Origin of the sequence: Anaerostipes faecis, from assembly GCF_910574135.1 — a bacterium.
Taxonomy (GTDB): domain Bacteria; phylum Bacillota; class Clostridia; order Lachnospirales; family Lachnospiraceae; genus Anaerostipes; species Anaerostipes hominis.
Map to the genome: position 1 here is coordinate 42,012 of NZ_CAJSYK010000013.1, position 26,147 is coordinate 68,158.

The 26,147-nt window shown below is 38.9% G+C and carries 26 protein-coding genes and 2 pseudogenes; 11 read left to right on the forward strand and 17 right to left on the reverse strand.

The window, feature by feature from the left end; translation table 11 throughout:
- Positions 1-72 precede the first annotated feature (72 nt).
- On the reverse strand, positions 73-411 hold the full coding sequence (locus QGT46_RS10165) for a hypothetical protein (protein ID WP_270430575.1): 339 nt from the start codon (positions 409-411) through the stop codon (positions 73-75).
- Positions 412-562: 151 nt separating this feature from the next.
- Between QGT46_RS10165 and QGT46_RS10170 the strand changes: the two genes are divergently transcribed.
- The 4 genes from QGT46_RS10170 (at position 563) to QGT46_RS10185 (ending at position 4,888) form a co-directional block, all read left to right on the forward strand.
- The gene (locus tag QGT46_RS10170) at positions 563-1,249 is read left to right on the forward strand and encodes a response regulator transcription factor (RefSeq protein WP_270430577.1); all 687 of its coding nucleotides are present in this window, start codon (positions 563-565) and stop codon (positions 1,247-1,249) included.
- An 8-nt stretch (positions 1,250-1,257) separates the two neighbouring features.
- The gene (locus QGT46_RS10175; RefSeq protein WP_270430578.1) at positions 1,258-2,295 is read left to right on the forward strand and encodes a sensor histidine kinase; all 1,038 of its coding nucleotides are present in this window, start codon (positions 1,258-1,260) and stop codon (positions 2,293-2,295) included.
- Between the two features lie 104 nt (positions 2,296-2,399).
- Positions 2,400-3,083: an ABC transporter ATP-binding protein gene (locus QGT46_RS10180; RefSeq protein WP_024727485.1), complete on the forward strand. Its 684-nt coding sequence runs from the start codon at positions 2,400-2,402 to the stop codon at positions 3,081-3,083.
- Positions 3,080-4,888 carry an ABC transporter permease gene (locus QGT46_RS10185; RefSeq protein ID WP_270430581.1) on the forward strand — a complete coding sequence of 603 codons (1,809 nt, stop codon included), beginning with the start codon at positions 3,080-3,082 and terminating at the stop codon, positions 4,886-4,888. Before QGT46_RS10180 ends, QGT46_RS10185 begins: the two co-directional genes overlap by 4 nt.
- Positions 4,889-5,133: 245 nt before the next feature.
- Here QGT46_RS10185 and QGT46_RS10190 read toward each other — a convergent pair whose 3' ends face one another.
- Positions 5,134-6,570 (reverse strand): sigma-54 interaction domain-containing protein, encoded by a 1,437-nt coding sequence (locus tag QGT46_RS10190; RefSeq protein ID WP_148458802.1) that lies wholly within the window; start codon positions 6,568-6,570, stop codon positions 5,134-5,136.
- 206 nt (positions 6,571-6,776) lie between these two features.
- On the opposite strand from QGT46_RS10190, the gene QGT46_RS10195 reads away from it, so the two are divergent.
- The gene (locus QGT46_RS10195) at positions 6,777-8,153 is read left to right on the forward strand and encodes a hypothetical protein (protein WP_024727482.1); all 1,377 of its coding nucleotides are present in this window, start codon (positions 6,777-6,779) and stop codon (positions 8,151-8,153) included.
- 116 nt (positions 8,154-8,269) lie between these two features.
- On the opposite strand, the gene rpoN is transcribed toward QGT46_RS10195, so the two are convergent.
- The 8 genes from rpoN to QGT46_RS10235 are packed head-to-tail and all read right to left on the reverse strand — an operon-like array spanning position 8,270 to position 15,133.
- On the reverse strand, positions 8,270-9,577 hold the full coding sequence (gene rpoN / locus QGT46_RS10200) for an RNA polymerase factor sigma-54 (RefSeq protein ID WP_024727481.1): 1,308 nt from the start codon (positions 9,575-9,577) through the stop codon (positions 8,270-8,272).
- The gene (locus QGT46_RS10205) at positions 9,578-10,966 is read right to left on the reverse strand and encodes an AMP-binding protein (RefSeq protein ID WP_270430583.1); all 1,389 of its coding nucleotides are present in this window, start codon (positions 10,964-10,966) and stop codon (positions 9,578-9,580) included.
- Positions 10,967-12,166 carry an acyl-CoA reductase gene (locus QGT46_RS10210; RefSeq protein ID WP_270430584.1) on the reverse strand — a complete coding sequence of 400 codons (1,200 nt, stop codon included), beginning with the start codon at positions 12,164-12,166 and terminating at the stop codon, positions 10,967-10,969.
- Positions 12,156-13,226 carry an acyl-protein synthetase gene (locus tag QGT46_RS10215; RefSeq protein WP_270430585.1) on the reverse strand — a complete coding sequence of 357 codons (1,071 nt, stop codon included), beginning with the start codon at positions 13,224-13,226 and terminating at the stop codon, positions 12,156-12,158. Before QGT46_RS10215 ends, QGT46_RS10210 begins: the two co-directional genes overlap by 11 nt.
- 4 nt (positions 13,227-13,230) lie before the next feature.
- Entirely contained in the window at positions 13,231-13,878 is a 648-nt protein-coding gene (locus QGT46_RS10220) for an MBL fold metallo-hydrolase (protein WP_270430586.1), read from the reverse strand.
- Positions 13,871-14,122, reverse strand: a complete 252-nt coding sequence (locus tag QGT46_RS10225) for a hypothetical protein (RefSeq protein ID WP_024727477.1) — start codon at positions 14,120-14,122, stop codon at positions 13,871-13,873. The genes QGT46_RS10220 and QGT46_RS10225 overlap by 8 nt, the downstream gene beginning before the upstream one ends.
- A 2-nt stretch (positions 14,123-14,124) precedes the next feature.
- On the reverse strand, positions 14,125-14,844 hold the full coding sequence (locus QGT46_RS10230) for a MaoC family dehydratase (protein ID WP_270430587.1): 720 nt from the start codon (positions 14,842-14,844) through the stop codon (positions 14,125-14,127).
- Between the two features lie 10 nt (positions 14,845-14,854).
- Positions 14,855-15,133, reverse strand: coding sequence for a NifU family protein (locus QGT46_RS10235; protein WP_024727475.1), 279 nt, complete (start codon positions 15,131-15,133; stop codon positions 14,855-14,857).
- 316 nt (positions 15,134-15,449) lie between these two features.
- Between QGT46_RS10235 and QGT46_RS10240 the strand changes: the two genes are divergently transcribed.
- From QGT46_RS10240 to QGT46_RS17530, 4 genes and pseudogenes are all read left to right on the forward strand, one after another.
- Positions 15,450-16,901 carry a 4-hydroxyphenylacetate 3-hydroxylase family protein gene (locus QGT46_RS10240; protein ID WP_024727474.1) on the forward strand — a complete coding sequence of 484 codons (1,452 nt, stop codon included), beginning with the start codon at positions 15,450-15,452 and terminating at the stop codon, positions 16,899-16,901.
- Between the two features lie 19 nt (positions 16,902-16,920).
- Positions 16,921-18,225, forward strand: a complete 1,305-nt coding sequence (locus QGT46_RS10245) for an acetyl-CoA hydrolase/transferase family protein (RefSeq protein ID WP_024727473.1) — start codon at positions 16,921-16,923, stop codon at positions 18,223-18,225.
- 94 nt (positions 18,226-18,319) lie between these two features.
- Entirely contained in the window at positions 18,320-18,697 is a 378-nt protein-coding gene (locus QGT46_RS16970; protein WP_024727472.1) for a transposase, read from the forward strand.
- A 183-nt stretch (positions 18,698-18,880) separates the two neighbouring features.
- Positions 18,881-19,077 (forward strand): annotated as a pseudogene (locus tag QGT46_RS17530) (transposase).
- On the opposite strand, the pseudogene QGT46_RS10255 reads toward QGT46_RS17530, so the two are convergent.
- The 5 genes and pseudogenes from QGT46_RS10255 to QGT46_RS10275 all read right to left on the reverse strand — a co-directional run.
- A pseudogene (locus tag QGT46_RS10255) lies at positions 19,076-19,219 on the reverse strand (IS256 family transposase); the annotation flags it as partial. The pseudogenes QGT46_RS17530 and QGT46_RS10255 sit on opposite strands and share 2 nt — an antisense overlap.
- A gap of 207 nt (positions 19,220-19,426) precedes the next feature.
- Positions 19,427-20,353: an ROK family protein gene (locus QGT46_RS10260; RefSeq protein ID WP_034549341.1), complete on the reverse strand. Its 927-nt coding sequence runs from the start codon at positions 20,351-20,353 to the stop codon at positions 19,427-19,429.
- A 74-nt stretch (positions 20,354-20,427) separates the two neighbouring features.
- Positions 20,428-20,739 (reverse strand): PTS lactose/cellobiose transporter subunit IIA, encoded by a 312-nt coding sequence (locus QGT46_RS10265; RefSeq protein WP_024727470.1) that lies wholly within the window; start codon positions 20,737-20,739, stop codon positions 20,428-20,430.
- 4 nt (positions 20,740-20,743) lie between these two features.
- A complete protein-coding gene (locus tag QGT46_RS10270; protein ID WP_024727469.1) occupies positions 20,744-21,049 on the reverse strand; it encodes a PTS sugar transporter subunit IIB in 306 nt (101 codons plus the stop codon).
- 25 nt (positions 21,050-21,074) lie between these two features.
- The gene (locus QGT46_RS10275) at positions 21,075-22,382 is read right to left on the reverse strand and encodes a PTS sugar transporter subunit IIC (protein WP_024727468.1); all 1,308 of its coding nucleotides are present in this window, start codon (positions 22,380-22,382) and stop codon (positions 21,075-21,077) included.
- Positions 22,383-22,724: 342 nt separating this feature from the next.
- On the opposite strand from QGT46_RS10275, the gene QGT46_RS10280 reads away from it, so the two are divergent.
- Both QGT46_RS10280 and QGT46_RS10285 read left to right on the forward strand, forming a co-directional pair.
- Positions 22,725-23,876 (forward strand): IS91 family transposase, encoded by a 1,152-nt coding sequence (locus tag QGT46_RS10280; RefSeq protein WP_330655805.1) that lies wholly within the window; start codon positions 22,725-22,727, stop codon positions 23,874-23,876.
- A gap of 52 nt (positions 23,877-23,928) precedes the next feature.
- Complete coding sequence (locus QGT46_RS10285) at positions 23,929-24,105, forward strand: hypothetical protein (RefSeq protein WP_186992544.1); 177 nt, start codon at positions 23,929-23,931, stop codon at positions 24,103-24,105.
- A 121-nt stretch (positions 24,106-24,226) separates the two neighbouring features.
- Here the strand turns inward: QGT46_RS10285 and QGT46_RS10290 are convergent, their stop codons facing one another.
- Together QGT46_RS10290 and QGT46_RS10295 are read right to left on the reverse strand one after the other, a co-directional pair.
- Positions 24,227-24,943 carry a GntR family transcriptional regulator gene (locus QGT46_RS10290; protein ID WP_024727467.1) on the reverse strand — a complete coding sequence of 239 codons (717 nt, stop codon included), beginning with the start codon at positions 24,941-24,943 and terminating at the stop codon, positions 24,227-24,229.
- A 140-nt stretch (positions 24,944-25,083) separates the two neighbouring features.
- The gene (locus QGT46_RS10295) at positions 25,084-26,142 is read right to left on the reverse strand and encodes an SGNH/GDSL hydrolase family protein (RefSeq protein WP_270433421.1); all 1,059 of its coding nucleotides are present in this window, start codon (positions 26,140-26,142) and stop codon (positions 25,084-25,086) included.
- Between the last annotated feature and the right edge of the window lie 5 nt (positions 26,143-26,147).

The following is a 26,147-nucleotide window of genomic DNA, read 5'->3' on the forward strand; positions in this document are numbered from 1 at the left end:
GTTTCCAACTACTGTTTTACTGTATTATATTCATAATTTGTCGGGTTGTTCAAATAGTATTATAAAAACAAATTATGCCTCAATGTTTACTAATCCAACAAAGTTCATCACTACATCAAATGGTGCAGTATTAGAAATATCAAAACAAAAATCCCATGTAACAGAAAAGCCCGGGCTTTTCGTCTCCGCGGGAATATTTTTAGCCTGTGCCGCCTGTGCAAGACAGAATAAAACTTCCCCCTCGTCCGGATCTTCCGCATAAAATCCCACCTGCCATAACTCATAGCTTTCTTTTAATCCTCTATTCTCCAACAGAACCGGTATAATCATTTTTCCTCCGTCTGTTTTTGATGGCTGAAGTGTGGTGTCATATCCGCCCTCCGTCACGTCGACCTGCTGTCTCAGATCCACAATCGGTACTGGCGGTTGAGGACAATGTGGGCAAGTTTCAAAAACTGATTTTATATTACTGCTTTCATCCTTTATTGTTTTTATTCGGTCAAACTTATATAATGTATCGTATAGATTCTGAGAGAAGGTGTCGGAAAGGACAGTGTAAAAAATGAAACGTATATTCTTTGTTGAAGACGATTTAAGTTTAATCAGCGGTTTATCCTATGCCATGAAAAAACAGGGATATGAAATAGAGGTTGCCCGCACAAGCAATGAAGCACAAATTTTATGGGCAAACGGTACATTTGATTTAGTTATTCTGGACGTTTCACTCCCCGATGGTTCCGGCTACGAACTGTGTAAAAAAATACGTGAATCATCCAAAGTGCCGATTATGTTTTTGACTGCGGCCGATGAGGAAACGGATATTATCATGGGCCTTGATTTAGGAGGCGATGATTATATTACAAAGCCATTCAAGCTTGCAGTATTTTTGTCAAGGATCAATGCCCTGCTCCGCAGAAGCAGTAATTTTATTCAGGCAAATACTGATTTAATCTCAAACGGAATAAGAGTACAGCTTCTGAAAATGGAAGTCTATAAAAACGGAACACAGATTGATTTAACCGCAGGCGAATATAAATTGCTCTGTCTCTTTATGGAAAATCCGAATATTGTTCTCTCACCGGAACAGATTCTGAGCAAACTCTGGGATTATGATGACAAGTTTATAGAAAGCAGCACTCTAACTGTGTATATTCGCAGACTCCGCACAAAAATCGAAGATAACCCCAGAGAGCCCCAAAAAATAGTGACCGTCCGGCGTATGGGGTACAAATGGAACACAATGGATTGAGGTGCAGTATGAAAATATTAATAAATAGAAAGATTAAATTATTTTTTTGTTGGGAATTGCTGTTTATCACAGTATATACTCTTCTCTCCACTGCTTTTATAGGTTTGAAAACCGGAAATGCGGCATCTTATATATTGGCTGCTTCTTTGTGTATGAGTATCTCATTATTAGTAACCGCCTATTTGTACTTCAGGGAACAAAATAAAATAATGGAGGATGCCGTCACACAGATCAGAGCATATATTTCCGGAAACCAGAATGCACGCATCGAATGTAACAACGAGGGAGAATTATACAGGCTCTTCCATGAAGTAAATTCTTTAGTGTCTATTTTAAATGCCCATGCTGAAAATGCCGGAAAAGAAAAAAGGTTCTTAAAAGACACTATTTCTGATATTTCTCATCAGTTAAAAACCCCTCTCGCTGCCCTCAATATCTATAACGGCATCCTTCAGGAAGAAACAAAAGACATGCCTGCGATCAAAGAGTTTGCAGATCTTTCGGAACGGGAGCTGGACAGAATCGAAATCCTTGTACAAAATCTCCTGAAAATCACAAAACTTGACGCAGGAACGATTGTAGTAGATAAAAACATGGAAAATGTGTCTGAGATGATGAACAATATAAAAGATCACTACCTGTACCGCGCCCGGCAGGAGGAAAAAGAAATACATCTGTCCGGGGATGACAGCATTTCATTATTATGCGACCGTAACTGGCTGATTGAGGGCATCGGCAATCTTGTTAAGAATGCTTTTGACCATACAAAAAAAGGCGATAGGATCTGTATAGAATGGAAACAGTTCCCGTCGGTTGTTCAAATTTCCATAAAAGATAATGGCAGCGGTATCCACCCGGAAGATCTGCACCACATTTTTAAAAGATTTTACCGCAGCCGCTTTTCTAAAGATACACAGGGCATCGGGCTGGGCCTTCCGCTTGCGAAAGCGATTGTTGAGGCACACAGTGGAACCATCGAGGCTGGCAGTGAATTAGGGGTTGGAACAACCTTTACGATCAATTTCTTAATTCCTACAAAATTGTAGGCTGTGTGTCATCTTCCGGTAGTATTGGAGTGATATTCTATCTATAGGAAAAAAGATTAAAAAAAGGAAATATCCTTGACTTAACAGAAAGGAGTGTTTATCCAATGGACTTATTGGAAGTTAAATCAATTTCTAAAACTTACGGCAGTGGCGAAGCTGCCGTACACGCACTAAAAAACGCTGCTTTTTCCGTTCCGAAAGGCGAATTTGTCGCAGTCGTCGGCGAGTCCGGCTCCGGAAAAAGTACACTTTTGAATATGATAGGAGCACTTGACACACCAACCTCCGGGAAAGTATTGATTGACGGTAAAGATATTTTTGCAATGAAGGAACGCAGCCTGACAATTTTTCGCCGCAGAAATATCGGATTTATTTTCCAAAGTTTTAATTTAATTCCGGAATTGAGTGTTGAACAAAACATCATATTCCCTGTATTGCTTGATTACCAGAAACCCGATCAAAATTATCTGGAAGAAATTCTTACTGTCCTCAATCTGAAAGAACGCCGCCACCACTTGCCCAGCCAATTATCCGGCGGCCAGCAGCAGCGCGTGGCGATAGGCCGTGCTCTGATTACTCGTCCTTCTCTTATCCTTGCAGATGAACCAACAGGTAATTTGGACTCACAAAACAGCAGTGAAGTCATTGCTCTGCTAAAAGAAGCCGCAAAAGTATATGAACAGACCATTGTTATGATTACCCACAGCCGCAGCATCGCACAGTCTGCAGACCGGATATTGCAGGTATCTGACGGTGTCCTGACCGATTTTGGGAGGTGCCGCGAATGAAAAGCTATCTTAGCCTGATCCCAATTTCCGCAAAAGTACACAGACGGCAAAACCGCATGACGCTGCTCTGCATCATCTTTGCCGTATTTTTAGTAACAGCTGTTTTCAGCATGGCAGACATGGGTGTCAGGATGGAACAGACAAGACTGATGAAGAAACATGGCGGACTGTCACTTCAAGATTTAAGCGGCAGTGCCATGGGACAAACGATCTATCTGGCAGCTGCAGTATTATTTGTCCTGATTCTGATAGCCGGAGTGCTGATGATCTCAAGCAGCATCAACAGCAACGTAGCTCAAAGAACAAAATTTTTCGGAATGATGCGCTGCATCGGAATGAGCAAACGTCAGATCATCCGTTTTGTCCGGCTGGAAGCACTGAACTGGTGTAAAACTGCAGTTCCGGCAGGGCTTATACTTGGAACCGTGTCTACTTGGGGTTTGTGTGCCGCTCTGCGTTTTATTGTCGGAGAGGAATTTTCTGATATCCCTCTGTTTGGTATCAGCATCATTGGAATTATCAGCGGGATTATTGTAGGAATCGTCACAGTACTTCTTGCTGCAAGATCCCCTGCGAAACGGGCAGCGAAGGTATCCCCTGTTACTGCTGTTTCCGGAAATTCTGAAAGTACAAAAAACATACACCGTGCAGTAAATACACGTTTTTTTAAAATCGAAACTGCCTTGGGCATCCATCACGCAGTATCAGCCAAGAAAAATCTTATACTCATGACAGGGTCCTTTGCCCTCAGCATCATTCTCTTTTTAAGTTTTTCGGTTCTTATTGATTTTGTCGGCTGTCTTATGCCTCAGTTATCCAGCACCCCTGATCTCCAGATTTCAAGCAGCAGTTCTAATTCAATAGACGAAAAATTGCTTGACAGAATCAGCGATATGGAAGGAGTAAAGCACGTTTATGGACGCAGAAGCATTTTTGATATTCCCGCAGAATTAGACAGGGAAACAAAACTTTCAGACAAAACTGATATAATTTCTTATGATAACTTTGATTTAGACTGCCTTACAAAAGATGATGTATTAAAAAAGGGCAGCGATATTTCAAAAGTATACGGAGAAAGCCATTATGTTTTGGCAACCTGGGATAAAAAAAGTCCTTTAAAAATCGGTGATAAAATACAGGTAGGGGCATCAAAATTAGAGATCGCAGGCTTGTTAAAATATGATCCGTTCAACAGTGGAGGCAGTACAAATAAAAAAATAACGCTAATTACTTCCGGAAAAACCTTTCAGCGGCTAACCGGTGTTTCAGATTATTCTCTTGTAATGATACAGACCACAAAAGACGCAACCGATGACAATATCAAAGCCATCCGCAATATAGCAGGCAGCAAATATAAATTCAGTGATCAGCGCAGCCAGAGCACTTCCGGCACTTATACTGCGTTCGTGCTGTGCATCTACGCATTTTTGGCAATCATTACTTTAGTGACAGTATTGAATATTGTAAACAGCATTTCTATGAGTGTCTCTGCAAGAATCAAACAATACGGAGCAATGCGGGCAGTTGGCATGGATGAACGACAGCTGACGAAAATGATCGCTGCCGAATCGTTTACTTATGCTTTATCCGGCTGTATTGCCGGATGTGCGTTCGGCCTGCTTCTCAGCAAAACAATGTACGATATACTCATCACTTCACATTTCGGTTATGCTGTCTGGAGCCTGCCTGTCAAATCTCTGATCCTTATACTTCTGCTCGTTTCGTTTTCAGCCGCTGCCGCAGTTTATGGGCCGGCAAAAAGGATTCGGAATATATCTGTTACGGAGACGATTAATGAGCTGTAAGATCACCGCGGCCTGTTATGCAGAAAGTTAAACAATAAAAAAAATTTATCCAGCAGGAGGCCCCTGCTGGATATTTTTGCTGAATCATCAGTGAATATTTCCATCATCATCTCTATTCCAGATTGCATGTGCTGGTCTATGCATAAAGGTCATAAGGGTTCATTTTGGGTTCTGCTAGCGCCGGAAAGTCCACATTCAATATATAGCTTCGCGTGGTTACATGGCATTTCCTGTGCCTATCATCACTAATTTTGTTGTGTCCATCCTTGACCTTCTCCTTCTTTTAAATATGCTTCATATTTTTTTCGTTTTCGTACAAAGGTTGATGGATTCATCCCTAAACTCTTAGCTGCGTCTCTTACATTTCCGCACTTTTCATAAGCTTGATTCATATATTCGGCTTCAATTTCAAGCAAAGTTTGAGCAAGATTATTCACTGGCTTTAACATCTTTCCTTCCGGCTGTGCAGCTTCTCTTTGGCTTACGATCGGAATGGCATCCGGCTCGATTTCATCTCCATTACTAATAATAATGGCTCGCTCAACGATATTCTTTAATTCTCGAATATTCCCAGGCCAAGCATACTCATTTAAAATATATTTGCTGCTATCTGAAAACTTTTTTTGAAAGTTATACTTTTTATTTAATTTATCCAAAAAAGATTCTGCCAGTGCCATAATATCATTTTTTCGTTCCCTAAGCGGAGGAATATAAATTGGAAATACCATCAATCGATAATATAGATCCGCTCGGAATGTTTCTTGCCGCATCATCTCTTCAAGATTTCTGTTCGTTGCAGCAATGATTCTTACATTGATCTTTATCGGCTTACTTCCACCAATTCTTGTAATCTCTTGTTCTTGAATGGCACGAAGCAGCTTCACCTGCATCGCCAAAGGAAGTTCTCCAATCTCATCTAAGAAAATAGTTCCTTTATCTGCCAATTCAAATAATCCAATCTTTCCCGTTCGGTTGGCGCCTGTAAATGCACCTTTTTCATATCCAAACAATTCACTTTCTAATAAATTTTCTGGAATGGCTCCGCAATTAACTTTGATAAAGTTCTCATCTTTTCTGGAACTATTTTGAAAGATATAGGTCGCAAATACTTCTTTTCCAACTCCGGTTTCTCCTTGCAGCATCACGGTCACATCAAGTGGTGCTACTTTATCCGCCTTAAAAATGGCATTCAATGTATTCTCATCTTGTGCGATGATATCCTTTTTCAAAAGTCTATCCTGCATATGCTCCAGATTTCGACGCAAACGCTCCTCTTGCTGCTGCTGTTCTTCTACCTGTTCTTTTAAATAGTGTATTTCCGTCAAATCACGTACATTGGTCACTACCATAACAATATTTCCATGTTCATCATAGATTGGGGAGCTTGTAATAATTGCTTTTTTCCCAGTCTTAAATTCCTGTGGCAACGTTACCACTCGATTCTCTCGAATAGCCCTTAAGGAACCTGAGATCGATATGAGCCCTTCTTTCTCAAGATCCTTCATATTGCGACCCATAACCTCTTCCTTTTTTAATCCAGAAATCTGTCCGTAGGCACGATTAATCATCACGGTATTCGCATGTCCATCTGTAATATAAATTCCATCAAAAGAATGTTCAATGATCGCTTCTAAGCGTTCCAAAGTTTCTTCTTTTGTCCGAAATAAATTAATTTTTTTCATTATAGCATCTCCTTCCTATTTTTCTCTTCTGTCTAATTTTTTCAACCCTATTATCTACGTATTGATCCATTTTTGCAACACGTTTCAAAAATGATTCGTATTTTGTTTTATTTTTAACACAAAACCAAGGTTCTAAGGTTGGCACCTTTTTTGCTTCTTATATCATTAGCAAATAAATTTTATTATACGAAGAGGAGGAATATTATATGGCATTAAAACGTAAAGAGGGTATGGAACAGCCATACATACCCGCTGGTATTTTTAAGATCAGACTTCCATTTATTCACTATCGTTGGGAACTTTCTGAATGTCTCCAAGCTATTTTAATGTGTGCAACCTGTCTTGGGGCGATCCCAATCCTGGAGCAAGTCTTAGGCGTTCCATATGAAATCGCATGGAGCATGGTTATTCTTAACGGTTTTTTATACAATCTACACACTCTGCTTGGTGACCCGGTGGTTCCAGGTTGGATTACACCGGCACTTCCCTTGATTACTGCATTTTTGACCCAATCTCAACAAGGGCCTGAGCGAATCAAAACATTGATTGCACTTCAAATTGTAGTTGGACTTATATTCTTAAGTATGGGTCTGAGTGGAATGGCAGGAAAGATCATTGGATTGATTCCAAATGCGATTAAAGCTGGTATCTTATTGGGTGCTGGATTTTCTGCGATAATGGGTGAATTCCAAACAGGAGGAAGATTTGGATTATACCCTATCACTGTTGGTATTGGCTCTTTGATTGCTTATTTCTTGCTCTTTTCCTTGCTATTCCGACGAACGAAGGAAAAAAGTAAGTTTTGGCACACAATTGGAAACTTTGGGATGTTACCAGCGATCATCATCGCTGTTATCATTGGACCTTTATCTGGAGAATTACCAGCACCAAACTTTGTGCTTGGATCTATCATCAAGATTCCGGATATCGGAACGATTTTCCAAACTTTGAGTCCATTTGGAATTGGATTCCCTTCCATCCAAACCTTTATCTCTGTGATTCCAACAGCAATTGCTGTTTACATCATTGCATTCGGTGATTTCGTTTCGAGTGAACAGTTGATTCGTGAGGCAGATGAAATTCGTACCGATGAGAAGATTGACTTCAATTCAAACCGTTCAAATGTCATCAGTGCATTACGTAACTTAGTGGAAGGATTCTTCTGTCCTTATGTTGTATTAAGCGGCCCATTGTGGGCAGCTGTTACCGCAGCCATTTCTGAACGCTACAAAGAAGGCCGTGAATCTATGGATTCCATCTACAGTGGAGTCGGTACCTTCCGTTGGATGACATTTATCTGTGTCGCATTGGTTCCTGTTGCATCTTTTGTACAGCCAATCCTCCCGGCTGCATTGTCACTTACATTAATTGTTCAAGGTTATGTATGTTGTAAGATTGGCCTTAGTATGATCGGCACTGATATGGAACGTGGTATCGCAGGAGTTATGGCTGCTATCCTTGCCATCAAGGGTGCTAGCTGGGGACTTTGCATTGGTATCATTGTTTACATCTTAGTCAATGGAAACTTCAAGAACCCTGTTCTTGAAGAAAATTCACCAGACGCAATCGAAGAAACAGACTAGATAATCTTCATTTTCAAATTCAAGATAAGGTAGAATCGCCAAGGTTATAATCAATTCATGACCTTGACGATTTTTCCTTTTATGGTCCCAAGTCTTAATCGATGAGCTAAAAAGCTCTACCATCCGAAACTTTCACTATCTTTCCTCGAATACGTCCCCAAGATCCCCATCTCTTTTCGATACTTCGCCACCGTTCTTCTCGAGATCTTCATCTCTTTTTCCAACAACAACTGAGATATCTTAAGATCACTATATGGCTTTTTGGGATCTTCCGACTGGATCAACTTCCAAATTGCCTCCTTGATATCATCTGCTGTATTCCACTGATTCCCGAACGAATAGGAAGATGCAAATAAGTCCTTGATCGAGACGGTTCCAAATGGGGATTGAATATATTTCCCTTTGGAAGCACGGCTGACAGTAGAGACATGCATCTGTGTCTCATCTGCAACATCCTGCATACACATGGGTTTTAGCTTTCCGCCCTTAGTAAAGTACTCTTTTTGCTTCTTAAAAACAGCCCATACAATCTTTGTAATAGTCTGTCTTCTCTGTTCGATACTTGCGATGATAAAGCGGCTTCTCTCATACTTTTTCTGAAAATATTCTTTCAATTCCGGATCTTCGATTTCCTTCATCATCTTTAGATAATAGTCATTCAAAGAATAATTTCCTATCCAGTTATCGTTAAGTTCAATCTTCCACTCATCTCCATTTCTCTGGATGATGATATCAGGAACAATGTACTCTGCCTTTTCATATGAATATCCACTAAAAGGTCTTGGATTGAGTTGCTGGATCTGTTGAATATACTTTCTTGCCTGCACCGTTGAAAGACCCAAAGTTCTTGTGATCGAAGCAATATGCCCCGTCGCCACATCGCTTAAATGTTCTAGGATAATTTTCTCAAGATCATCATCTAACAATCCTTTTCGTTCCAACTGCAGCATCAAACATTCTTCTAGGTTTCTTGCAAAAACACCAGCTGGCTCTAGATTGATCAATGCATCATGACACGCTTTGATCTCTTCTAAAGGGACACCAAGATTATCACTGATTTCTTCTAAAGAAACATGCAATAACCCTGAATCTTCAAGACAGTCTATCAGATATGTCATAATATCCAGTTCCTTTCTTGTAAATTGTACAAGATGCAATTGCTCCATAAAAAATGTTTTTTTGTCTCTGGGAGATTCGTCTTTGATCTCTGGTCTCTCAGTCTCTCGGTAGCCGCCTGCATTTCCACTTAACATCTGTGGACTTTCACTTTGTGGTTTATACTCTAGCAATGGGTTTTCTGCAAATTCATTTTGCAAAAATTCATCCAACTCATAATTATCCAACGACAATATATTCAATGATTGTAATTGAAATTGATTCAGTTGTTGTGATAACCCCTGTTGGAGTTCCAACCCATATGCCATCTACATTTCCTCCAATTCTCTATAATGTATCTTTCCAGAATGATTCAACGGGATACTGTCGATCTGCCTCACTTGAAGCACTCCATCATTCATCTTTATTTTTTTACTAATAAAGTCAACGATTTCTTCTGAACAAAGACCAGCTCCTTTTTCTACGAAGATATCTAATCGATCATCCACACCAGTACAAGCAAAACAAACATCCTTATATCTTCCTTTTAAAATCTGCTCAATTTCATCAAGATTGACCCTGCTGCCAAGGATCTTTAAAAATCGTTTTTTCCGCCCGGTTATATAGTAAAATCCATCCTCATCTTTTCTTGCCAGATCCCCTGTGTATAGAACGCCATGACGCTCATCTTTTTTTGCCAGATCCTCCTTACACTTTGCATAACCTAAAGTTACATTTTTCCCTTCATAAACAAGTTCACCATCCACAATAGAGAATGATCCACCTGGAATCGGTATTCCAATGCTTCCTGCTTTTTCCAGAACACGTTCTGGCGGAAGCCAGGACATTCTAGCCGTAGCTTCTGTCTGACCATACATAATCACGAATTTAACGCCTGCTTTTTTCGCATATAACGCAAATTCCTTTTGCAAAGCCCTCGAAAGTTTTCCTCCAGCCTGTGTCATTGTTCTAAGAGACGGTAAATCCATATGAAAAAATTGAATTCGCTTTAACATCTCATAAGTAAACGGAACTCCTCCGAAGGAAGTTGCCTCTTCTGCCTTAAAATACTCCCAAAATTCATGTTCAAACATGGTATGTTCGGTTAATAAGATCGTTGCCCCACAAAGAGTATGACTATTTATAATCGACAAGCCATAAGTGTAATTCATAGGAAGTGTCGAGATTGGACGCTCTTTTTCATTTAACTCTAAGTATTCCACGATGGATTCTGCATTGGACTGAATATTTTCATAGCTTTGACGGACTAATTTGGGACTTCCAGTACTTCCTGACGTCGTCAGTAAAAGAGCTAAATCCTCATTTAACTTCGTCTCCGTTTCCTTTGAAATATCGTACAGGTTATATCCATATGCCTCATATACCAATTGTGTCCTTTCATCTGGAGAATACCCCTGATGTCCTTTTGGTGCAAACACATAGTCTGGTTCATAATGGCAGATTAAATCTTTTAACATATTATAATCCATTTTGCAATCTAACAAAAGAGGGACCACTCGATTTCGAAGACATGCTATGTATCCAAGAACAGAACCTGCGGTATTTTGACATAGAAGAAACACCAGCGTTCTTTTCTCCATATGTGTTCCCATCTCCTTGCAAAAGCAATCCAACTCTCCATATGTCACTGATCCTTCCTTCTCTGATCTTAAATAGATCCGATCCTTATCTAATACTTGTTCTTCAAAAAAATACATTTAGTTTTCCCTTCTTTCTACTGTACAAATCACGCGTGACAGATGCTCTATCAAATTTATTCCATCCCACATATAGTCTAAAGAAAGTGCTTGTCCCAATGGAACGATACGGTCTCCACCTTTAGCTCCAAATTCTACAATCCTATCTTGCAATTCCTTTGGCGAAACACCAGCATACTCTATAGTTTGAATCTTTCGATTTAAGCTTGGCATCAATTCCTCTAGATTTTGAATGATACATTGATAAAAGCAACCAAATCTCCCATCATACTGTTCTGGATTTCTAGGACATTCTTGCAAATCTGCCACATAGATTCGATTATCATAAAAACGAACCTTCTCTATTTGATCGGTTTCCATGATGTTTAGACAGACTTCTTCATATTTACGACTAACTTTCCATGGACTTAATTCATATCGTTTTGCGGTTTCCATACATTGCTCCCACCACGTTTCAAAACACTTTCTGTCTTCCCCTTTCCAAACGATCAACCTTGGACTAGAGCATGCATTTTGATCCATAGCAAAGGTATCATTATAAAACTGATAAGAAAGCTGCTGAAGCTCTTCTTCTGATCGTTGTTTCATCCATTCTGTGTCAATAACTGCAATGGAATATCGGTCTGCAAATTCAAGTTCTGTCACACCAGGCCTCACTGGAATCTTGCGAAGTTCTTCAATGGCTTTATCTCCACCCCAAATAATCCTTCCATCACAAAGATTTGTATAGGTTTCAATACAGCCATCTCCTCGTTCACAAGTAAACAGTAACGTATTTTCATAAATATCCTGATACCTTTTCTGCTGCATTACCTGCTCGATCATCTGGCACAATGGAAGACTATCTTCCATGACTCGACTTGAAATCCGAATGACATTTCCATTTCCAGCCAACATACCAAACACCATGCTATACGCAAACAGCGTTGGTATATTTGACGGTGCAATGTGAAATATCATTCCCCATCCAAGTCTGCTTTCTCTATCATTCAGTGCTTCTTTCCATGACTCTAAATGTTTTCTTCGACACCAGAATGCAAAAGCCGCGCAGTCTTCTCGATTTCTTGTCATGGGATTGCTGCGAATTTCCCTGGATAAATCCTCCAAAAAGCATAACACACTTTCTTCTAAAAGGGTTCTCCCAACGATTTCAGATCCTTTCCAGCCTCCTGCTAATCTAATGATTGTTTCATCCTTCATATGTATCGCTGCACCCCCTGACCTCTGCGTGCTGCATTCTTCCAGTCACTTTAAAATATTTTCCCTTTTTCCCACAAGGACAATCATCGATTCCAAGTAAGATTCCCTGATCTTCTGTTAAGATCGAATGCCCTGGATATGATCTAGCCATCGGTGACAGTACCTGGATCGTTCCTTCCGTTCCAATTTCACAAACCGAAAAATCCTGCATGTTTCGAATCAAAATATCTGAATATGTGCTTGCATGGAGATGACCATATTCACATTCTAAGTAAATACATCCCGTCTGCTCTGCCATTCCATAATAGTCATATACCTGTTTGATCTCACTGACTTCCTGAATACCTTTTTTAAAATCCTCCATTGATACCGCTTGTGCCTGCAACTTCTTCCAACCGCCTCCATGGATCATGATCCCATTGGGAATCGAAAGTTTTTTTTCACTTTCTTTTAACGCACCATAAAAATACTTCCAGATCATATAGGTAAAGCCAAAGACTAAAATGGGACCATTCTTATATTTTTCTAAAAATGCTTCGATTCCTTTGACATCTAGATTCATATCCTTGTTAAAGGCATACTGGTGTCTGGAAGATACAATGGAAAATCCTAAGATTCCAGCTCCTCTTGCAGAAAACATATTCCGATCTTGCAGCACCTCTGGAGAGTCTGCGATCAGCATTGGAATTCGCCTCTTTCCAATCACTTCTTCCATAATTCGGACTAACGTTTTTTGTTGGTTCGCTGCTGTTTCCTCATCTAAATAGATTTCCGACACCTTCTTACCTGTTGTTCCTGAAGATGTAATTACCTTAAAAACATCCTCTTCCTCCACACTTCGAAGTTTCATATCCTTAAATGCAGATACTGGCATCATAGGGATTTGACTCATCGATGAAAATGCCTCTGGAACCTGAAGGACGCTTAACAACTTTGCATAGGCTGGACAATGTTCTTTATGGTATGCAGTCAATTCTGTAAAATAGTTATAAAACCACACCTCTTTTTCTTTTTGTGAAACACCAAATGGTTCCTGTTTTAATAGCTCTTCATATTCCACATTTTCACCTCTTTTCTTTTTTTAAGATATAATCTGTTCCGTGTCCGGGATAAATATGAATTCCATCTTCTAACGCCTCGATCCAAGGCTTTGCATAAGTTTCATATGCCTCTTCATTTCCTCCTGGCAATCTGGTTATGTCTTCTTCCCCCATAATCAAATAATCTCCTGAAAATAAAATCGTTTCATCCATTCTTATACAACAGCTTCCCATGGTATGTCCTGGTACAAGTTCCATTTGAATCATATGCCCTTTCCAATGAAACTCATATTCTTGATCAAACGTAAGATTTGCAGGATTACATAAAATCGATGAATAAACATACTTTTTGTCACCTCCATACTTGAAGTGTAAATAAGTACCCATCATACCACTCATATTTTTGATCCGGTTTCCAAGATTCTCACTACATACAGCGGTTGCGATGACCAATGCTTCCGGGTATCCTCTACGCACCCCATTTAATCCTTGTATATGGTCACAATGTTCATGAGTCAATAAAATATAATCTATGTTCCATTGATGTTCTCTTATGATTTTTAGGATTCGTTCATGGTCATTTGGATCAATGATCAGAACACTTCCATTATCTTCCATCAGATAACAATTACTCTGTGTCAAACGATCTTCTAAGACAAATAGTCTAGGCATCCTCTTTCTCAATTTCAACCCCATACTTTTTTAAAATTTCTTTTCCTTTTTCGTAAGAACTAAAGGCTAACATATCTGGTGTATCTAGCATAATATCAAACTTCTCCTCCAGTTCTCCTACCAAATTCATATGTCCCATGGAGTCCCATTCCGGAACTCCTCGATAACGAAGTTCCTTTAATTCTTCTCCTTCTTTTTTTAAAATTACTTGAAATACTTTGTTGTATTTTTCTAAGTTTGTCATTTTCATTCTCCTTTTTCTTTTACCTGAAATAAATGTTTCATCATCATTTGTTTTGCTTTCATTTCGGTGATAATCTCACCATTTTGATTGGTGCATACTCCATGGAATGTTCCAATATAAAATACACGTTCCTCCTGATAGGAATGAAATGTGATCTTTGCTGTAATGTTATCTCCAAGGTACACTGGTTTTTGAAATTGGCTAGATTCCTCCATCAAGATCGTTCCATCTCCAGGAAGCTTCATTCCCATAACAGACGAAAGAAGATTTGATGAAAACATCCCATGAGCAACTGGTTTTTGAAACCACTGTCTAGACGCAAATTCTGTATCCATATGCATCTTATTATAGTCACCTGTTAAACTTGCAAATGCTTCTACCACCTCTTTGGTCACTTTCTTTTCCATGGCTGCTTCATCTCCAACGGTAAGAGCCTTTCGTTCCTGCTTTCCTCTGGATCTTTGATCCTTTTTAATCTGTTTCACTGCCTTTTGAAAATCTATAGGACTTTCTAGTAATAAGATTTTCTTTCGCACTAACAATTCTTGCGTGGCTATACATCTTCTTGAACACCCGCAAATGACCAACCAATAATCACATACTTGATCTGAACTTCCACAAACCCAAGTCACATCTGGAAACTTTCCTTTGAGTGCAGTTAATTCTCGTCCACGATCATATCTTGGATTACAGCCACCACAAAACTTGACCCCAATTTCCATAATAAGCTCCTTATCTTCCGTGACTTAGGATCTTCTTTGCCATATCGATCAAATCTTGACTCACCTGATTGACTAAGACAACATCCTTGATCTCTGGAATCCGACTTTTCATTGCTTCTGCAATTAATTCTTCTGTCGTTAGTGTAGCAGATGGACATCCAGAACATTGTCCTAGCAATCTGACTTTTAAGACTCCATCTGTAACATCTACAACTTCTACATTTCCTTCATGAGATAATAATTGTGGTCTTACGTCCTCTTCTAATACCTTTTCTATTTCATGTAACATTTCTGTTTCCTCCTACTATAATTCTTTTCATTTTATTTATTATAGCAAAACTTATGCCATCCTCATTTCGTGTGGATTCAGATACCTTTTAAATTCTATCCTTCTTTCTTGTTGCATTTTTGCAACAAATATTTTCTTGTTGCATTTTTGAATCGTAGATTTGTTGCATTTCTGCATTTATTGCATTCATTTTTCAGAATCTTATCATTTTTTAAGTTGGCACGGCTTTTGCTTTTTAGTCAATCATAATTTCAGTACGCTATATGTACTTGGAACATTTGAACTATTCATGATTCAAGAAAGGAAGGATACAATTATGGCTTTAATGACAGGAAATGAATATGTGGAAAGTATGAGGAAGTTAAATCTTCAAGTTTATATGTTTGGAGAGAAAATCGAAAACCCAGTCGATGACCCAATCTTACGTCCATCATTAAATTCAGTCAAAGCAACTTATGACTTAGCAGGAAATCCAGAATACGAAGAGTTAATGACAACAAAATCTCCATATACAGGAGAAATCGTAAACCGTTTTACTCACATTCATGAAAGCACTGCCGACTTAGTAAAGAAAGTTAAGATGCAACGTTTATGCGGACAAAAGACAGCTGCTTGTTTCCAAAGATGTGTAGGAATGGATGCATTTAACGCAGTTTATAGTACGACGTTTGAAACAGATGAAGCTCACGGAACGAACTACCACGAAAACTTCTTAAGCTTCTTAAAGTATGTACAGGAAAAGGATTTAACAGTCGATGGAGCCATGACAGATCCAAAGGGAGATCGTTCTTTAGCACCTCATGCACAAGCTGATCCAGATCTGTATCTTCATGTAGTCGAAAGACGTCCAGATGGAATCGTTGTTCGCGGAGCAAAAGCTCATCAAACTGGTATCATCAACTCCCACGAAGTGATCGTAATGCCTACCATCGCCATGGGGGAAGATGACAAAGATTATGCAGTTTCATTTGCAGTACCAACTGACTCTGAAGGAATCTTCATGATCGTTGGACGTCAATCTTGTGACACAAGAAAACTAGAAGGAAGCCAAATCGACGTTGGTAACTCTCAATTTGGTGGAATGGAAGCTTTGGTCGTATTTGATAACGTATTCGTACCAAATGATAGAATCTTCTTAAATGGAGAATATGAATTTGCTGGAGTATTAGTAGAACGTTTTGCCGGATACCACAGACAATCTTACGGTGGATGTAAAGTAGGTGTTGGTGACGTCTTGATTGGTGCTACTGCTGTTGCTGCAGAATACAACGGAGCTCAAAGAGCTTCTCATGTCAAAGACAAATTAATCGAAATGACTCACTTAAATGAAACTTTATACTGCTGTGGTATTGCCTGTTCAGCAGAAGGTACAAAGACAAAATCAGGAAACTACATGATCGACTTACTATTGGCAAATGTATGCAAGCAAAATGTCACTCGTTTCCCTTATGAAATCGCTCGTCTTGCAGAAGATATTGCTGGTGGATTAATGGTAACTGCACCATCTGAAAAGGACTTAAAAAATCCTAAATTAGGAGGATACATAGACAAATACCTTCGTGGCGTGGAGGATGTTTCTACTGAAAATCGTCTACGTATCTTACGTTTGATTGAAAACTTAACCCTTGGAAGTGCTGCTGTTGGATATCGTACAGAGTCTATGCACGGAGCCGGATCACCTCAGGCACAAAGAATCATGATTGCTCGTCAAGGTAACCTTCCTATGAAGAAAAAACTTGCTAAGACAATTGCAAAAATCGAAGAATAAGATTCTTTAGGAGGAAACGATGGACTGGAAAAAGATTTATGAAGAAAGATCAACTTCAGCTGAAGTTGCTTTAAAAAATATTCCTGATGGCGGACGTGTCGTAACGGGACACGCTGCAGGGGAACCTTCTTATCTTCTTACCGTAATGGCGGAAAATAAAGAATGGTTTCACAACGTAGAGATCTGCCATATGGTTTCACTTGGAAAAAGTGAATATGCACAGGAAGGAATGGAAAAACATTTCCGTCACAATGCTCTGTTTATTGGTGCAAATACCAAAAAGACAGTTGCTGAGGGACGTGGAGATTATACTCCTTGTTTCTTCCATGAAATCCCAAGATTGTTTGAAGAAGAACTTCCAGTAGATGTGGCACTGATTTCTGTCACACCTCCAGATGAAAACGGAAGAGTCAGTCTTGGCGTTTCTATAGACTATACAAAAGGCGCTGCCCAAAATGCTAAAATCGTTATAGCTCAAGTAAACGACCAAATGCCTTTTACTTATGGTGACAGTTTAATGGACGTTTCTGAAATCGACTACTTTGTAGAACATTCAACACCTCTTCCAGAATTAAAGCCAGCAGTGCTATCTGATGTGGAAAAAGCCATCGGAGCTAACTGTGCATCTTTGATCCAGGATGGAGACACACTTCAATTAGGAATCGGAGCAATCCCAGATGCGGTACTTCTTTGCCTAAAAGACAAAAAGGATCTTGGAATTCACTCTGAGATGTTTTCAGATGGTGTTGTTGAATTAGCAGAAGCCGGAGTTATTACAAACGCAAAAAAAGAACTACTTCCTGGAAAAATGGTAGCAAACTTTCTTATGGGAACAAAACGTCTTTATGATTTTGTAGATCACAATGAAAATGTTGCTATGTACCCTGCGGACTTTACCAATGACCCAGTAATCGTTGCAAAAAATGACCATATTATCTGTATCAATTCTAGCGTTCAAGTTGATTTAATGGGACAGGCTTGTTCAGAATCCGTTGGATTGACTCAGATCAGTGGAGTTGGTGGACAAGTAGACTTCGTTCGAGGTGCTTCTATGGCAAAACACGGCATATCGATCCTTGCTATGCCTTCTACTGCAAGAAAAGGAACAATCTCAAAGATTGTTCCGCTACTAGATGAAGGAGCTGCTGTGACAACTTCAAGAAATGATGTTGACTACGTAGTCACAGAATATGGTATCGCTCACTTGAAGGGAAAAACACTTCGAGCAAGAGCAAAAGCATTGATTGAGATTGCACATCCTGACTTTAGAGATGATTTGATCAAAGTTTATGAAGAACGATTTCACTCATTAACACCACTATAATTGCTTTTATAATCAACAAACGGGAGTATCACATAGTTTTTGTAAACCTCCAAACTGATGTAAGATAAGATTAGTCAGTTTGGAGGTTTTGTTTATGGCAGGGGAGAATGACAGCCCACAAAAAGCAGCAATGAGGGAAATGATGCATGATTATATGAAATTAAATGATATCAGCATCGAAACCGGCACGGATGTTAACTCCGTCATGCGTGACATGATGTCAGTGCTTCTGGAAGGTGCACTGGATAAGGAACTTAACAAAGAATTCGGTTATTCAAAATATGATCACCGGAATAAGGATACTGACAACAGCCATAACGGACATTCACAAAAGACCGAGCATACCAGCTATGGTGATATTCATGTAGGTGAAAATGAAAGTGCAAAACTTTGGTTATCTTTTAGGATTAGTCTTAAGAACCGGGGCGTTGATGGACTTACCGGCTTTCCGCAGGCGATAGAAGCTGTTTAATCAAAGACAGAGATACAACAGTATATTATTCATGAGATTCGGAATTCCACAAAATTTGTATCATACAAGGATATCAAGAAACTGATAGCAGATCTGAAAGGTGCATATGCTGCACCAACCGAAGAAATTGCCTAAAACGAACTGGAGCTGTTCAAGGACAAATGGGACGCTAAATACCCTAAAATCTATAAATCCTGGCACGATAACTGGGCAGCGCTTTTGACTTATTTCAAATACCCGGAAGCAGTCAGACGGCTGATATAACAACCAATGCCATTGAAGGCTTCAACCGGCAGCTTCGGAAAGTGACAAAATTCAAGACGGTCTTTCCGACGGATGACAGCCTTCTGAAAATGCTGTATCTGGCCTGGACACAGTGATGGTTCCGCCAAGGAGAGCTTTTAGGGCATCTTGAATGTCTTCAGCAGTTTGGATATCGTATTCCTCCAGGAGCTGATGGATTATGCTGCGTTTCCCTTCCGTCATTTGTACTCTGTGTACGGGTTTCTTTTCTCTTGCCATAATAAAAGGCCCTCCTATGATTTTTATTTTATCATAGAAAAACCTTATGAGTTCTATTTTACAGAAAAAGTTTCACACACTCTTTAATTTATTTTTCACTCTTATTCCTTCGTTTTTATTTGTTACATTTTTGTTACGTCATATTGAATATTATCATATTCACAGCATTATGTAAAGTATTTTTGTAATCTTTTTGTAATCTTTTAGTTACAAGTTAGCAGCACCAATGATTCCTGCATCATTACCCAGCTTCATCTGCATAACTTCCGGAATATATGTCCTGTTGCCTCCAAAACAATATTTTTTCACATATTCATTGACCGGCTGAATCAAACGATCTCCTGCATGACTTATGCCGCCGCCGAGAAGCACCTTTTCCGGGCGAAAGATATTTACAAAATTTACAATTCCCTCTGCCAAATACATTACATATTCATCAATTGCCTCATTGGCTGCCCGATCATTATTTTTCGCTGCCTCAAAAATTGCAACTCCATCAATTTCATTGTATTCATGAAGCAGAGATTCTTTTTCTTGTTCCATTTTCTTCTTTGCAATTCGTATGATTGCCGTTGCAGACGCATACGCTTCCAAACAGCCTTTTCTACCACAAGTACAAGGTTCTCCTCCTGCAATCAATGTGGTATGTCCAAGTTCTGCCCCACCGGCATAATATCCGTCAAACACTTTTCCATCCAAAATGATTCCGCCTCCTACTCCGGTTCCAAGAGTCAATAAAATCATATTGTTACAATCCTTTGCTGCTCCGGCAACTGTTTCCCCAAGAGCTGCACAATCCGCATCATTATATACTTTTACCGGAAGCTGCAGACTATTTTCCATTATTGCTCCAAGTTCAATATTTTCCCATACGATATTATTGGAATAGATGACAGTCCCGGTTTTCGAATCAATGGTTCCCGGACAGCCAATCCCAACTTTTTCTACCTGCTCTTTGGAAATATGATGTTCTTCAAGCAACTCTTCTACCAGTTTTTCCATATCTTTCATAATTTCTTCTGCAGAACGTTGTGCAAAGGTCTTCTTCTGACCTTTTGCAATGATTTCATTCTCTTCATTCACAATTCCTGCCTTGATATTTGTTCCACCTAAATCAATTCCTACTTTTGACATCAATTTCTCCTTTTCAATATTCTAAGAAAAAAACATACCTTAAATCAAAAGATATGTTTTTTTTCATGTAATTTTTATTTATTGATCATTTTACAGATGTCGATAAATTCTCCTGCAAGTACTTTAAATGTCTCAGCAGACATCATCTGGTCTTCTGCATGCACTAACAACAAACAAACTTCTGTTGGCTGTCCGCTTGCTTCCTTCTGAATCATTTCTACATGGGCTTTATGACCTTCTGAATAATAAGTGTCACCTTCTTTGATGCAATTTTGTGCTTCTTCATAGGCACCTTCTTTTGCTTTCTGAATCGCATTAATGTAGCATGATTTTGCTGCTCCTACGTTTGAAATGATTTCAAAACAAATTAATTCAATACCTTCCATCTTTCTATTCCCCTATTAAATCTAATGCAAACTGAAGTACTTTCTGTCCGTTCATTGTTCCATAATCTCTCATATTGATAACTTCTACCGGAATTTTCCCCGCTGCAAGTTTTTCCATTTCTGCTTTCTGGTAACCAACCTGAGGTCCTAATAACAGAACGTCTACATGATCGATTTCATTGATTGCTTCCGTTACAGATTTTGCATTAATGTTTGCTTCAATACCCATCTCTTTTGCAGCTGCACTCATCTTCTGTACTAACATACTAGTTGACATTCCTGCGTTACACACTAATAAAATATTTTTCATGTTAAATTTCTCCTATAATACAATATTAATTTTCTGTTCCTTCATCCATCTGTTTTTCCATGATACTATCATTGATTTTAACAAATGGAAGGTATAATAATACACCGATTGCGATAACAATCAACTGTACAAGTACGGCTTTCCAGTCACCTGCTGTTGCAAGATAAGCATTGATCAATGGTGGAGTTGTCCAAGGGATGTACACAACGCAAGGATCGATAAATCCGATGGATGTTGCAACATATCCTATGATTAACCCGATTGCCGGAAGCAGTACGAATGGAATCATCAATGCCAGGTTGTAAACGATTGGGTATCCGAAGATAACCGGCTCATTAATGTTAAAGATTCCAGGTGCAAGTCCTAATTTTGCAATACTCTTAGATGCTTTGTTTCTACTGAATAAAAATGTTACAAGGATTAATACGATTGTACTTCCTGAACCACCGATCATTCCAAATGTTGGAACAAATGCTACATTCATGATATGTGGAACTGCCTGATGATTTGCAAATGCAAGCATATTTTCGTTGATATTTGCAATTAAAAGCGGTTCAAGTAAAGTTCCGTAAATAACCGTCTGATGAATTCCGAGTGTAAATAATAAATTTCCAAGGCTATAAAGAATAATGACACCTGCAAGGCTTGTATTCACTTTTCTTAATGGTTCCTGGATGAACATAGAAATCAGTGCTACCAAGTTCGTGTCAAATACGACATATAAAACGGTTGAAATGATTCCCCAGAATGATAAAACAATAATTACAGGAATTAATACATTGAAAGATTTTGATACTGCCGGTGGAATATTATCACCAAGCTTAATCTGCAGTTTATCAATGTGTGAAATTGATATGAATAATTCAGTTGTAATCAATCCAATGATGATTCCTGCAAATAACCCTGTTGTTCCAATATTGCTGAATCCGAGAATTCCCGTTGCTGCAACTGCTTTATCTGCATTTAATGGTGTTACTTCCATAACGTTTGGCATCATAACAACCAAACTTGCCAATGCGATTATCGCTGCTGCCAGCGGATTTTCAAATCGTTTACTTGATGATAACATAAATGCCACGATTGGTGCTACTAACAATCCTGAAATATTCAGTGTACCGTTTGTAATTACAGTTCCCCAATACTGTGCATTTACCAATGCATCACCTTTTAACAAAAATGGAAATAACACATTGTTAATTAATACTGCAACACCTGCTAAGATATATAGCGGCATAAGCGTTGCAAAAGTATCTCTTAATGCTTTCAGATGAATCTGTCCCCCAACACGCATCGCCACGTTGGAAAACTTGTCAATAAACTTGTTTCCTCCCATAAAATCCTCCTTGGGTGCTTTGTTTGTTGAAATGTTATATCTTATTTATAATTTAACATATCTTTTTCAATCATTCAACATACTTTTCGATTTTGGGTAATTTATACAATATATTATTGATTTTTTAGTATATATCCATAAAAAATAGGCTTTGCCTATTCAACTCCCCTGCCCCTCAATCGAGGGCACTGAAAAAGTAGATAATACCGCCTGTGTTTGCTATAATGCATATATCAAATATAGGCGGTGTTTTTATGATCGAACAACAGCAGAGATTGGTGTTAAGTCCATACATGGAAATATATGAATTAGTAATCCCGAAAGATAATCTTCTATAGTCTTATGAATATCTTACAGACAATCTTTACCGACTATTATGAAGAAATTATATATACTCTTCATCCCAGAGATACTGAGATGGAAAATATCGATAAGATGTTAGGCTGTGGGGATCCTTCTTTCGGCGGCTCCATGTACGCCTGCACTCATTGCGAAAATTTTAAATTTGTTCCTTTCCGCTGCCATAGCCGTTTTTGCCCTACTTGTGGTAATAAATACTCCATGGAACGCACTACCACTATGGCTTTTAAACTAGTAAATGTCTCTCACCGTCATTGTGTTTTTACCATTGATGAAAATCTTCGTAACTTCTTCCTCAGGGACCGTTCTCTGCTTAACTGCCTTTTCCATTCCGTTAACAGGGTTGTTTCCCGTATGTTTCATCAGATAAACAAATCAAAAAACTTTACCCCTGGTTTCATTATGGTTTTACATACCTTCGGCAGGGATCTCAAATGGAACCCTCATATCCACTGCCTTATCTCCGAAGGCGGTTTTAGTGATGACGGCTTCTGGCGTCATGTGAAACACTTTCATTACAATTTTCTCCGTAATGCTTTCCGCACGGCTCTCCTGAACGAAATGGAATCTATCATTGGGCCATCCTTTAAGAAGATAAAATCAAAATGTTATACCGATCATAAACAGGGCTTTTATGTTTATGCTAAGCCCAATCTCTGTGACCCCAAAACAGTTATCAAATATATTGGGCGTTATCTTGGACGCCCTGTTATCGCCACCTCCAGAATCGATAAATATGATGGCGATAATGTCACTTTCCACTACAACCGCCATGAAGATGGCAAATATATAGAGGAAACAATTCCCGCAATTGACTTCATCAAGCGGTTGATTCGCCACATCCCTGAAAAACATTTTAAAATGATTCGATATGGCGGCTTATACGCCAGACACCGCGAAATTGATTCCAAACTTTACCGTGCCGTTTCTAAAAGCAAACACCGTATCTATCGGAGTTTTAATCAATGGAGAACTGCCATTTTGACTTCCTTCGGTTACGATCCTTTGGAATGTCCTAACTGCAAGCACAAAATGGCTGTTTTAGAAATCTATTACAATCACAAATGCGTATCCCTTGAAGAATTATACGAGAAAGCAATGTCCAAATCTCGTGGAAAGCGTTCTTCTGCATGATTCCTTTTTTCACATTCTATGCTATAATCCTCTAAAAGGAGGAGATACACCCATGAAACCTAATATCGAGGAATTACGCAAAAAATATATCGATAATCCGCCAGAAGGAATGACATCTAAGGACATTCGCCACATGAGCGAAGATGAACTTCTGGATATGGATTATTTCTTAAATGAAGACGACCTGTTTGATGACGAGGCTGGTGTAGAAGGTTTTTATATCTTCTGACCAATGTCGTCCTCTCTCTTTGCCCGCCTCTGTGCGGGCTATTTTCATTCAAGAGTTCGACAAAAGCCGATCTTTCCTATAAAGCAAAAAAAAGAAGAGATTAAAACCTCTTCTCTTTTATTTACTGTACACTTACTGTTTTTAATTCTAGTTTATCACCGCGGTGTCTTGATTTTGAATATTCAAAAATTCTTCCATCATCTAAAAAAGCAACCTGTTCTACCTCAAGAATCGGAAAACAATGCTCAATCTCAAGGTATTCTTCTTCTTGTACCGTTGGAAGCGTAGCCCGAACTGTTCGATGGGCACTTTTGATTTTTAATCCAAGCCCTTCCGATATATATTCATATATGGATTTTTCTAATATATCTTTCTTGATTCCAGGAATCACATCAATCGGCATATAGGTGTACTCCACAACATTTGGAACCCCTTCTGAATATCGAATTCTCTCAATATAATAAACAAAATCTTCTTCTGTGATTTTCAGACGCTGGGCAACAATTTCCGGTGGATTAATGATCTGAAACTCTTTAATCTCGGAACGTACATCTTTATGTCCTTCCGTATGAAAGAACCCGGAAAACTGATTGGACGTGGAAAAAGAATATTCATCATTGGCTGGCAAAGTAATATTCTTTACGAATGTTCCTGATCCTCTTCTTTTTATAACCATTCCACGCATAACAAGCAAATCCATCGCTTTCTTTACTGTGATGCGGCTAACACCATATGTCTCACACATTTCGGCTTCAAATGGCAGCTGGTCATTTGGTTTATAGATGCCTTGTTCTATCTTTTCCTGTATATCTTTTGCTATACTTTCATATTTTATCAAAATTTGCCTCCTAATTATTTTATTCCGCAATAACAGATGTCTTTTCTTTCAAAAAATATACTCTTATTATACACTATAAAGATTCTTTGTGCAAAAAGACATGGCAAAAAACACAGGAAGTTTGCAAAAAAGACATTATATCATCCTTTTTTGTTTGTTATTTTACAGATTTTTTTAAAAAGTTCTTCTGCAAGACGTTTTTGTGATATGATTGATGGATGTCCATCTGCTGAATATCCATCGCTATCGGAATGTGGCTGAATATCTGCACAGTGTATATGAGCATCTTTCGTTTTCTCCTTATATTGTTCCACGGCTTTTTCCACAAATGGATACAGCCGGTCTCCCATGAGTCCATAGATGCATAGAATTTCTGCTATTGGATTCAACGTTCTTACCTTTTTTATGAACTTTGTGTATAATTCGGCATACTGTAGCTGCCGGTCTACCTGATCCTGACAGAAACTATCGTCATTGGTCCCTAAATTGATGACAACAACATCCGCTTTGAATCGGTCAAAATCCCATAAAATATCATCCAGCCGTGTACCGTCCGGTAATTTCCCATCCGAATGTGCGACTTTTTCATAATATTGTGGCAATGTTTCCCTGACATTGGCAGCATTTTCTTCTGTATAGCCTGAAAGAACCCCATATCCACTATAAGACACAAGGCTGTAATCTGCGTCAAGCTTTTGTGCAGCCAAATAAGCGTATGCCTTTGTGGCATCCTCTGTTTGGGTCTGAAAGGAATGTTCCGCATGTGGATCATCAATCCCATACCCACAGGTAATGGAATCCCCTATGACTTCTATATGAAAGGCTTTTTCTTTTGTTGGTTCTATAATGCCTTCCTTTTCGCATTTTAGCGGACCAATTCCCACAAGTGACATGGCTGCTTCCGAAATTTTTATAATTTTTACACGTACCGTCGTTTCTTCCGCCGAATCCCAAAGAATCAAGTGCTTTTTTGGCTCGGTCATACAAAAACAATGTGTTCGTTTTCCGTTAATCTCCACTGCAATACGAGCGCGGTGCCGCAACGCCTTTTCATCGGTATCTTTTATTAGGCTGTCTCCCCATACCATTGTCTCTAATCTTTTCCCGTGAAAAATAAATTCAATTCCTGTTCCTGAAAGTCCAAGCCATACGATTCCATCTTTTTGCCACGTTCTTCCCAGATGCTTTACACTTTTCATTGCTA

Bases quoted from the DNA above. Each gene is read 5' to 3' on its own strand.
- QGT46_RS10230 (WP_270430587.1), bottom strand. From the start codon at position 14,844: ATGGAAATTGGGGTCAAGTTTTGTGGTGGCTGTAATCCAAGATATGAT.
- QGT46_RS10205 (WP_270430583.1), bottom strand. From the start codon at position 10,966: ATGTATTTTTTTGAAGAACAAGTATTAGATAAGGATCGGATCTATTTA.
- QGT46_RS10270 (WP_024727469.1), bottom strand. From the start codon at position 21,049: ATGAAAAATATTTTATTAGTGTGTAACGCAGGAATGTCAACTAGTATG.
- QGT46_RS10275 (WP_024727468.1), bottom strand. From the start codon at position 22,382: ATGGGAGGAAACAAGTTTATTGACAAGTTTTCCAACGTGGCGATGCGT.
- QGT46_RS10175 (WP_270430578.1), top strand. From the start codon at position 1,258: ATGAAAATATTAATAAATAGAAAGATTAAATTATTTTTTTGTTGGGAA.
- QGT46_RS10170 (WP_270430577.1), top strand. From the start codon at position 563: ATGAAACGTATATTCTTTGTTGAAGACGATTTAAGTTTAATCAGCGGT.
- QGT46_RS10295 (WP_270433421.1), bottom strand. From the start codon at position 26,142: ATGAAAAGTGTAAAGCATCTGGGAAGAACGTGGCAAAAAGATGGAATC.
- QGT46_RS10285 (WP_186992544.1), top strand. From the start codon at position 23,929: ATGAAACCTAATATCGAGGAATTACGCAAAAAATATATCGATAATCCG.
- rpoN (WP_024727481.1), bottom strand. From the start codon at position 9,577: ATGGCATATGGGTTGGAACTCCAACAGGGGTTATCACAACAACTGAAT.
- QGT46_RS10245 (WP_024727473.1), top strand. From the start codon at position 16,921: ATGGACTGGAAAAAGATTTATGAAGAAAGATCAACTTCAGCTGAAGTT.
- QGT46_RS10210 (WP_270430584.1), bottom strand. From the start codon at position 12,166: ATGAAGGATGAAACAATCATTAGATTAGCAGGAGGCTGGAAAGGATCT.
- QGT46_RS10280 (WP_330655805.1), top strand. From the start codon at position 22,725: ATGAATATCTTACAGACAATCTTTACCGACTATTATGAAGAAATTATA.
- QGT46_RS10180 (WP_024727485.1), top strand. From the start codon at position 2,400: ATGGACTTATTGGAAGTTAAATCAATTTCTAAAACTTACGGCAGTGGC.
- QGT46_RS10235 (WP_024727475.1), bottom strand. From the start codon at position 15,133: ATGTTACATGAAATAGAAAAGGTATTAGAAGAGGACGTAAGACCACAA.
- QGT46_RS10195 (WP_024727482.1), top strand. From the start codon at position 6,777: ATGGCATTAAAACGTAAAGAGGGTATGGAACAGCCATACATACCCGCT.
- QGT46_RS16970 (WP_024727472.1), top strand. From the start codon at position 18,320: ATGGCAGGGGAGAATGACAGCCCACAAAAAGCAGCAATGAGGGAAATG.
- QGT46_RS10190 (WP_148458802.1), bottom strand. From the start codon at position 6,570: ATGAAAAAAATTAATTTATTTCGGACAAAAGAAGAAACTTTGGAACGC.
- QGT46_RS10240 (WP_024727474.1), top strand. From the start codon at position 15,450: ATGGCTTTAATGACAGGAAATGAATATGTGGAAAGTATGAGGAAGTTA.
- QGT46_RS10225 (WP_024727477.1), bottom strand. From the start codon at position 14,122: ATGACAAACTTAGAAAAATACAACAAAGTATTTCAAGTAATTTTAAAA.
- QGT46_RS10185 (WP_270430581.1), top strand. From the start codon at position 3,080: ATGAAAAGCTATCTTAGCCTGATCCCAATTTCCGCAAAAGTACACAGA.
- QGT46_RS10220 (WP_270430586.1), bottom strand. From the start codon at position 13,878: ATGCCTAGACTATTTGTCTTAGAAGATCGTTTGACACAGAGTAATTGT.
- QGT46_RS10260 (WP_034549341.1), bottom strand. From the start codon at position 20,353: ATGTCAAAAGTAGGAATTGATTTAGGTGGAACAAATATCAAGGCAGGA.
- QGT46_RS10265 (WP_024727470.1), bottom strand. From the start codon at position 20,739: ATGGAAGGTATTGAATTAATTTGTTTTGAAATCATTTCAAACGTAGGA.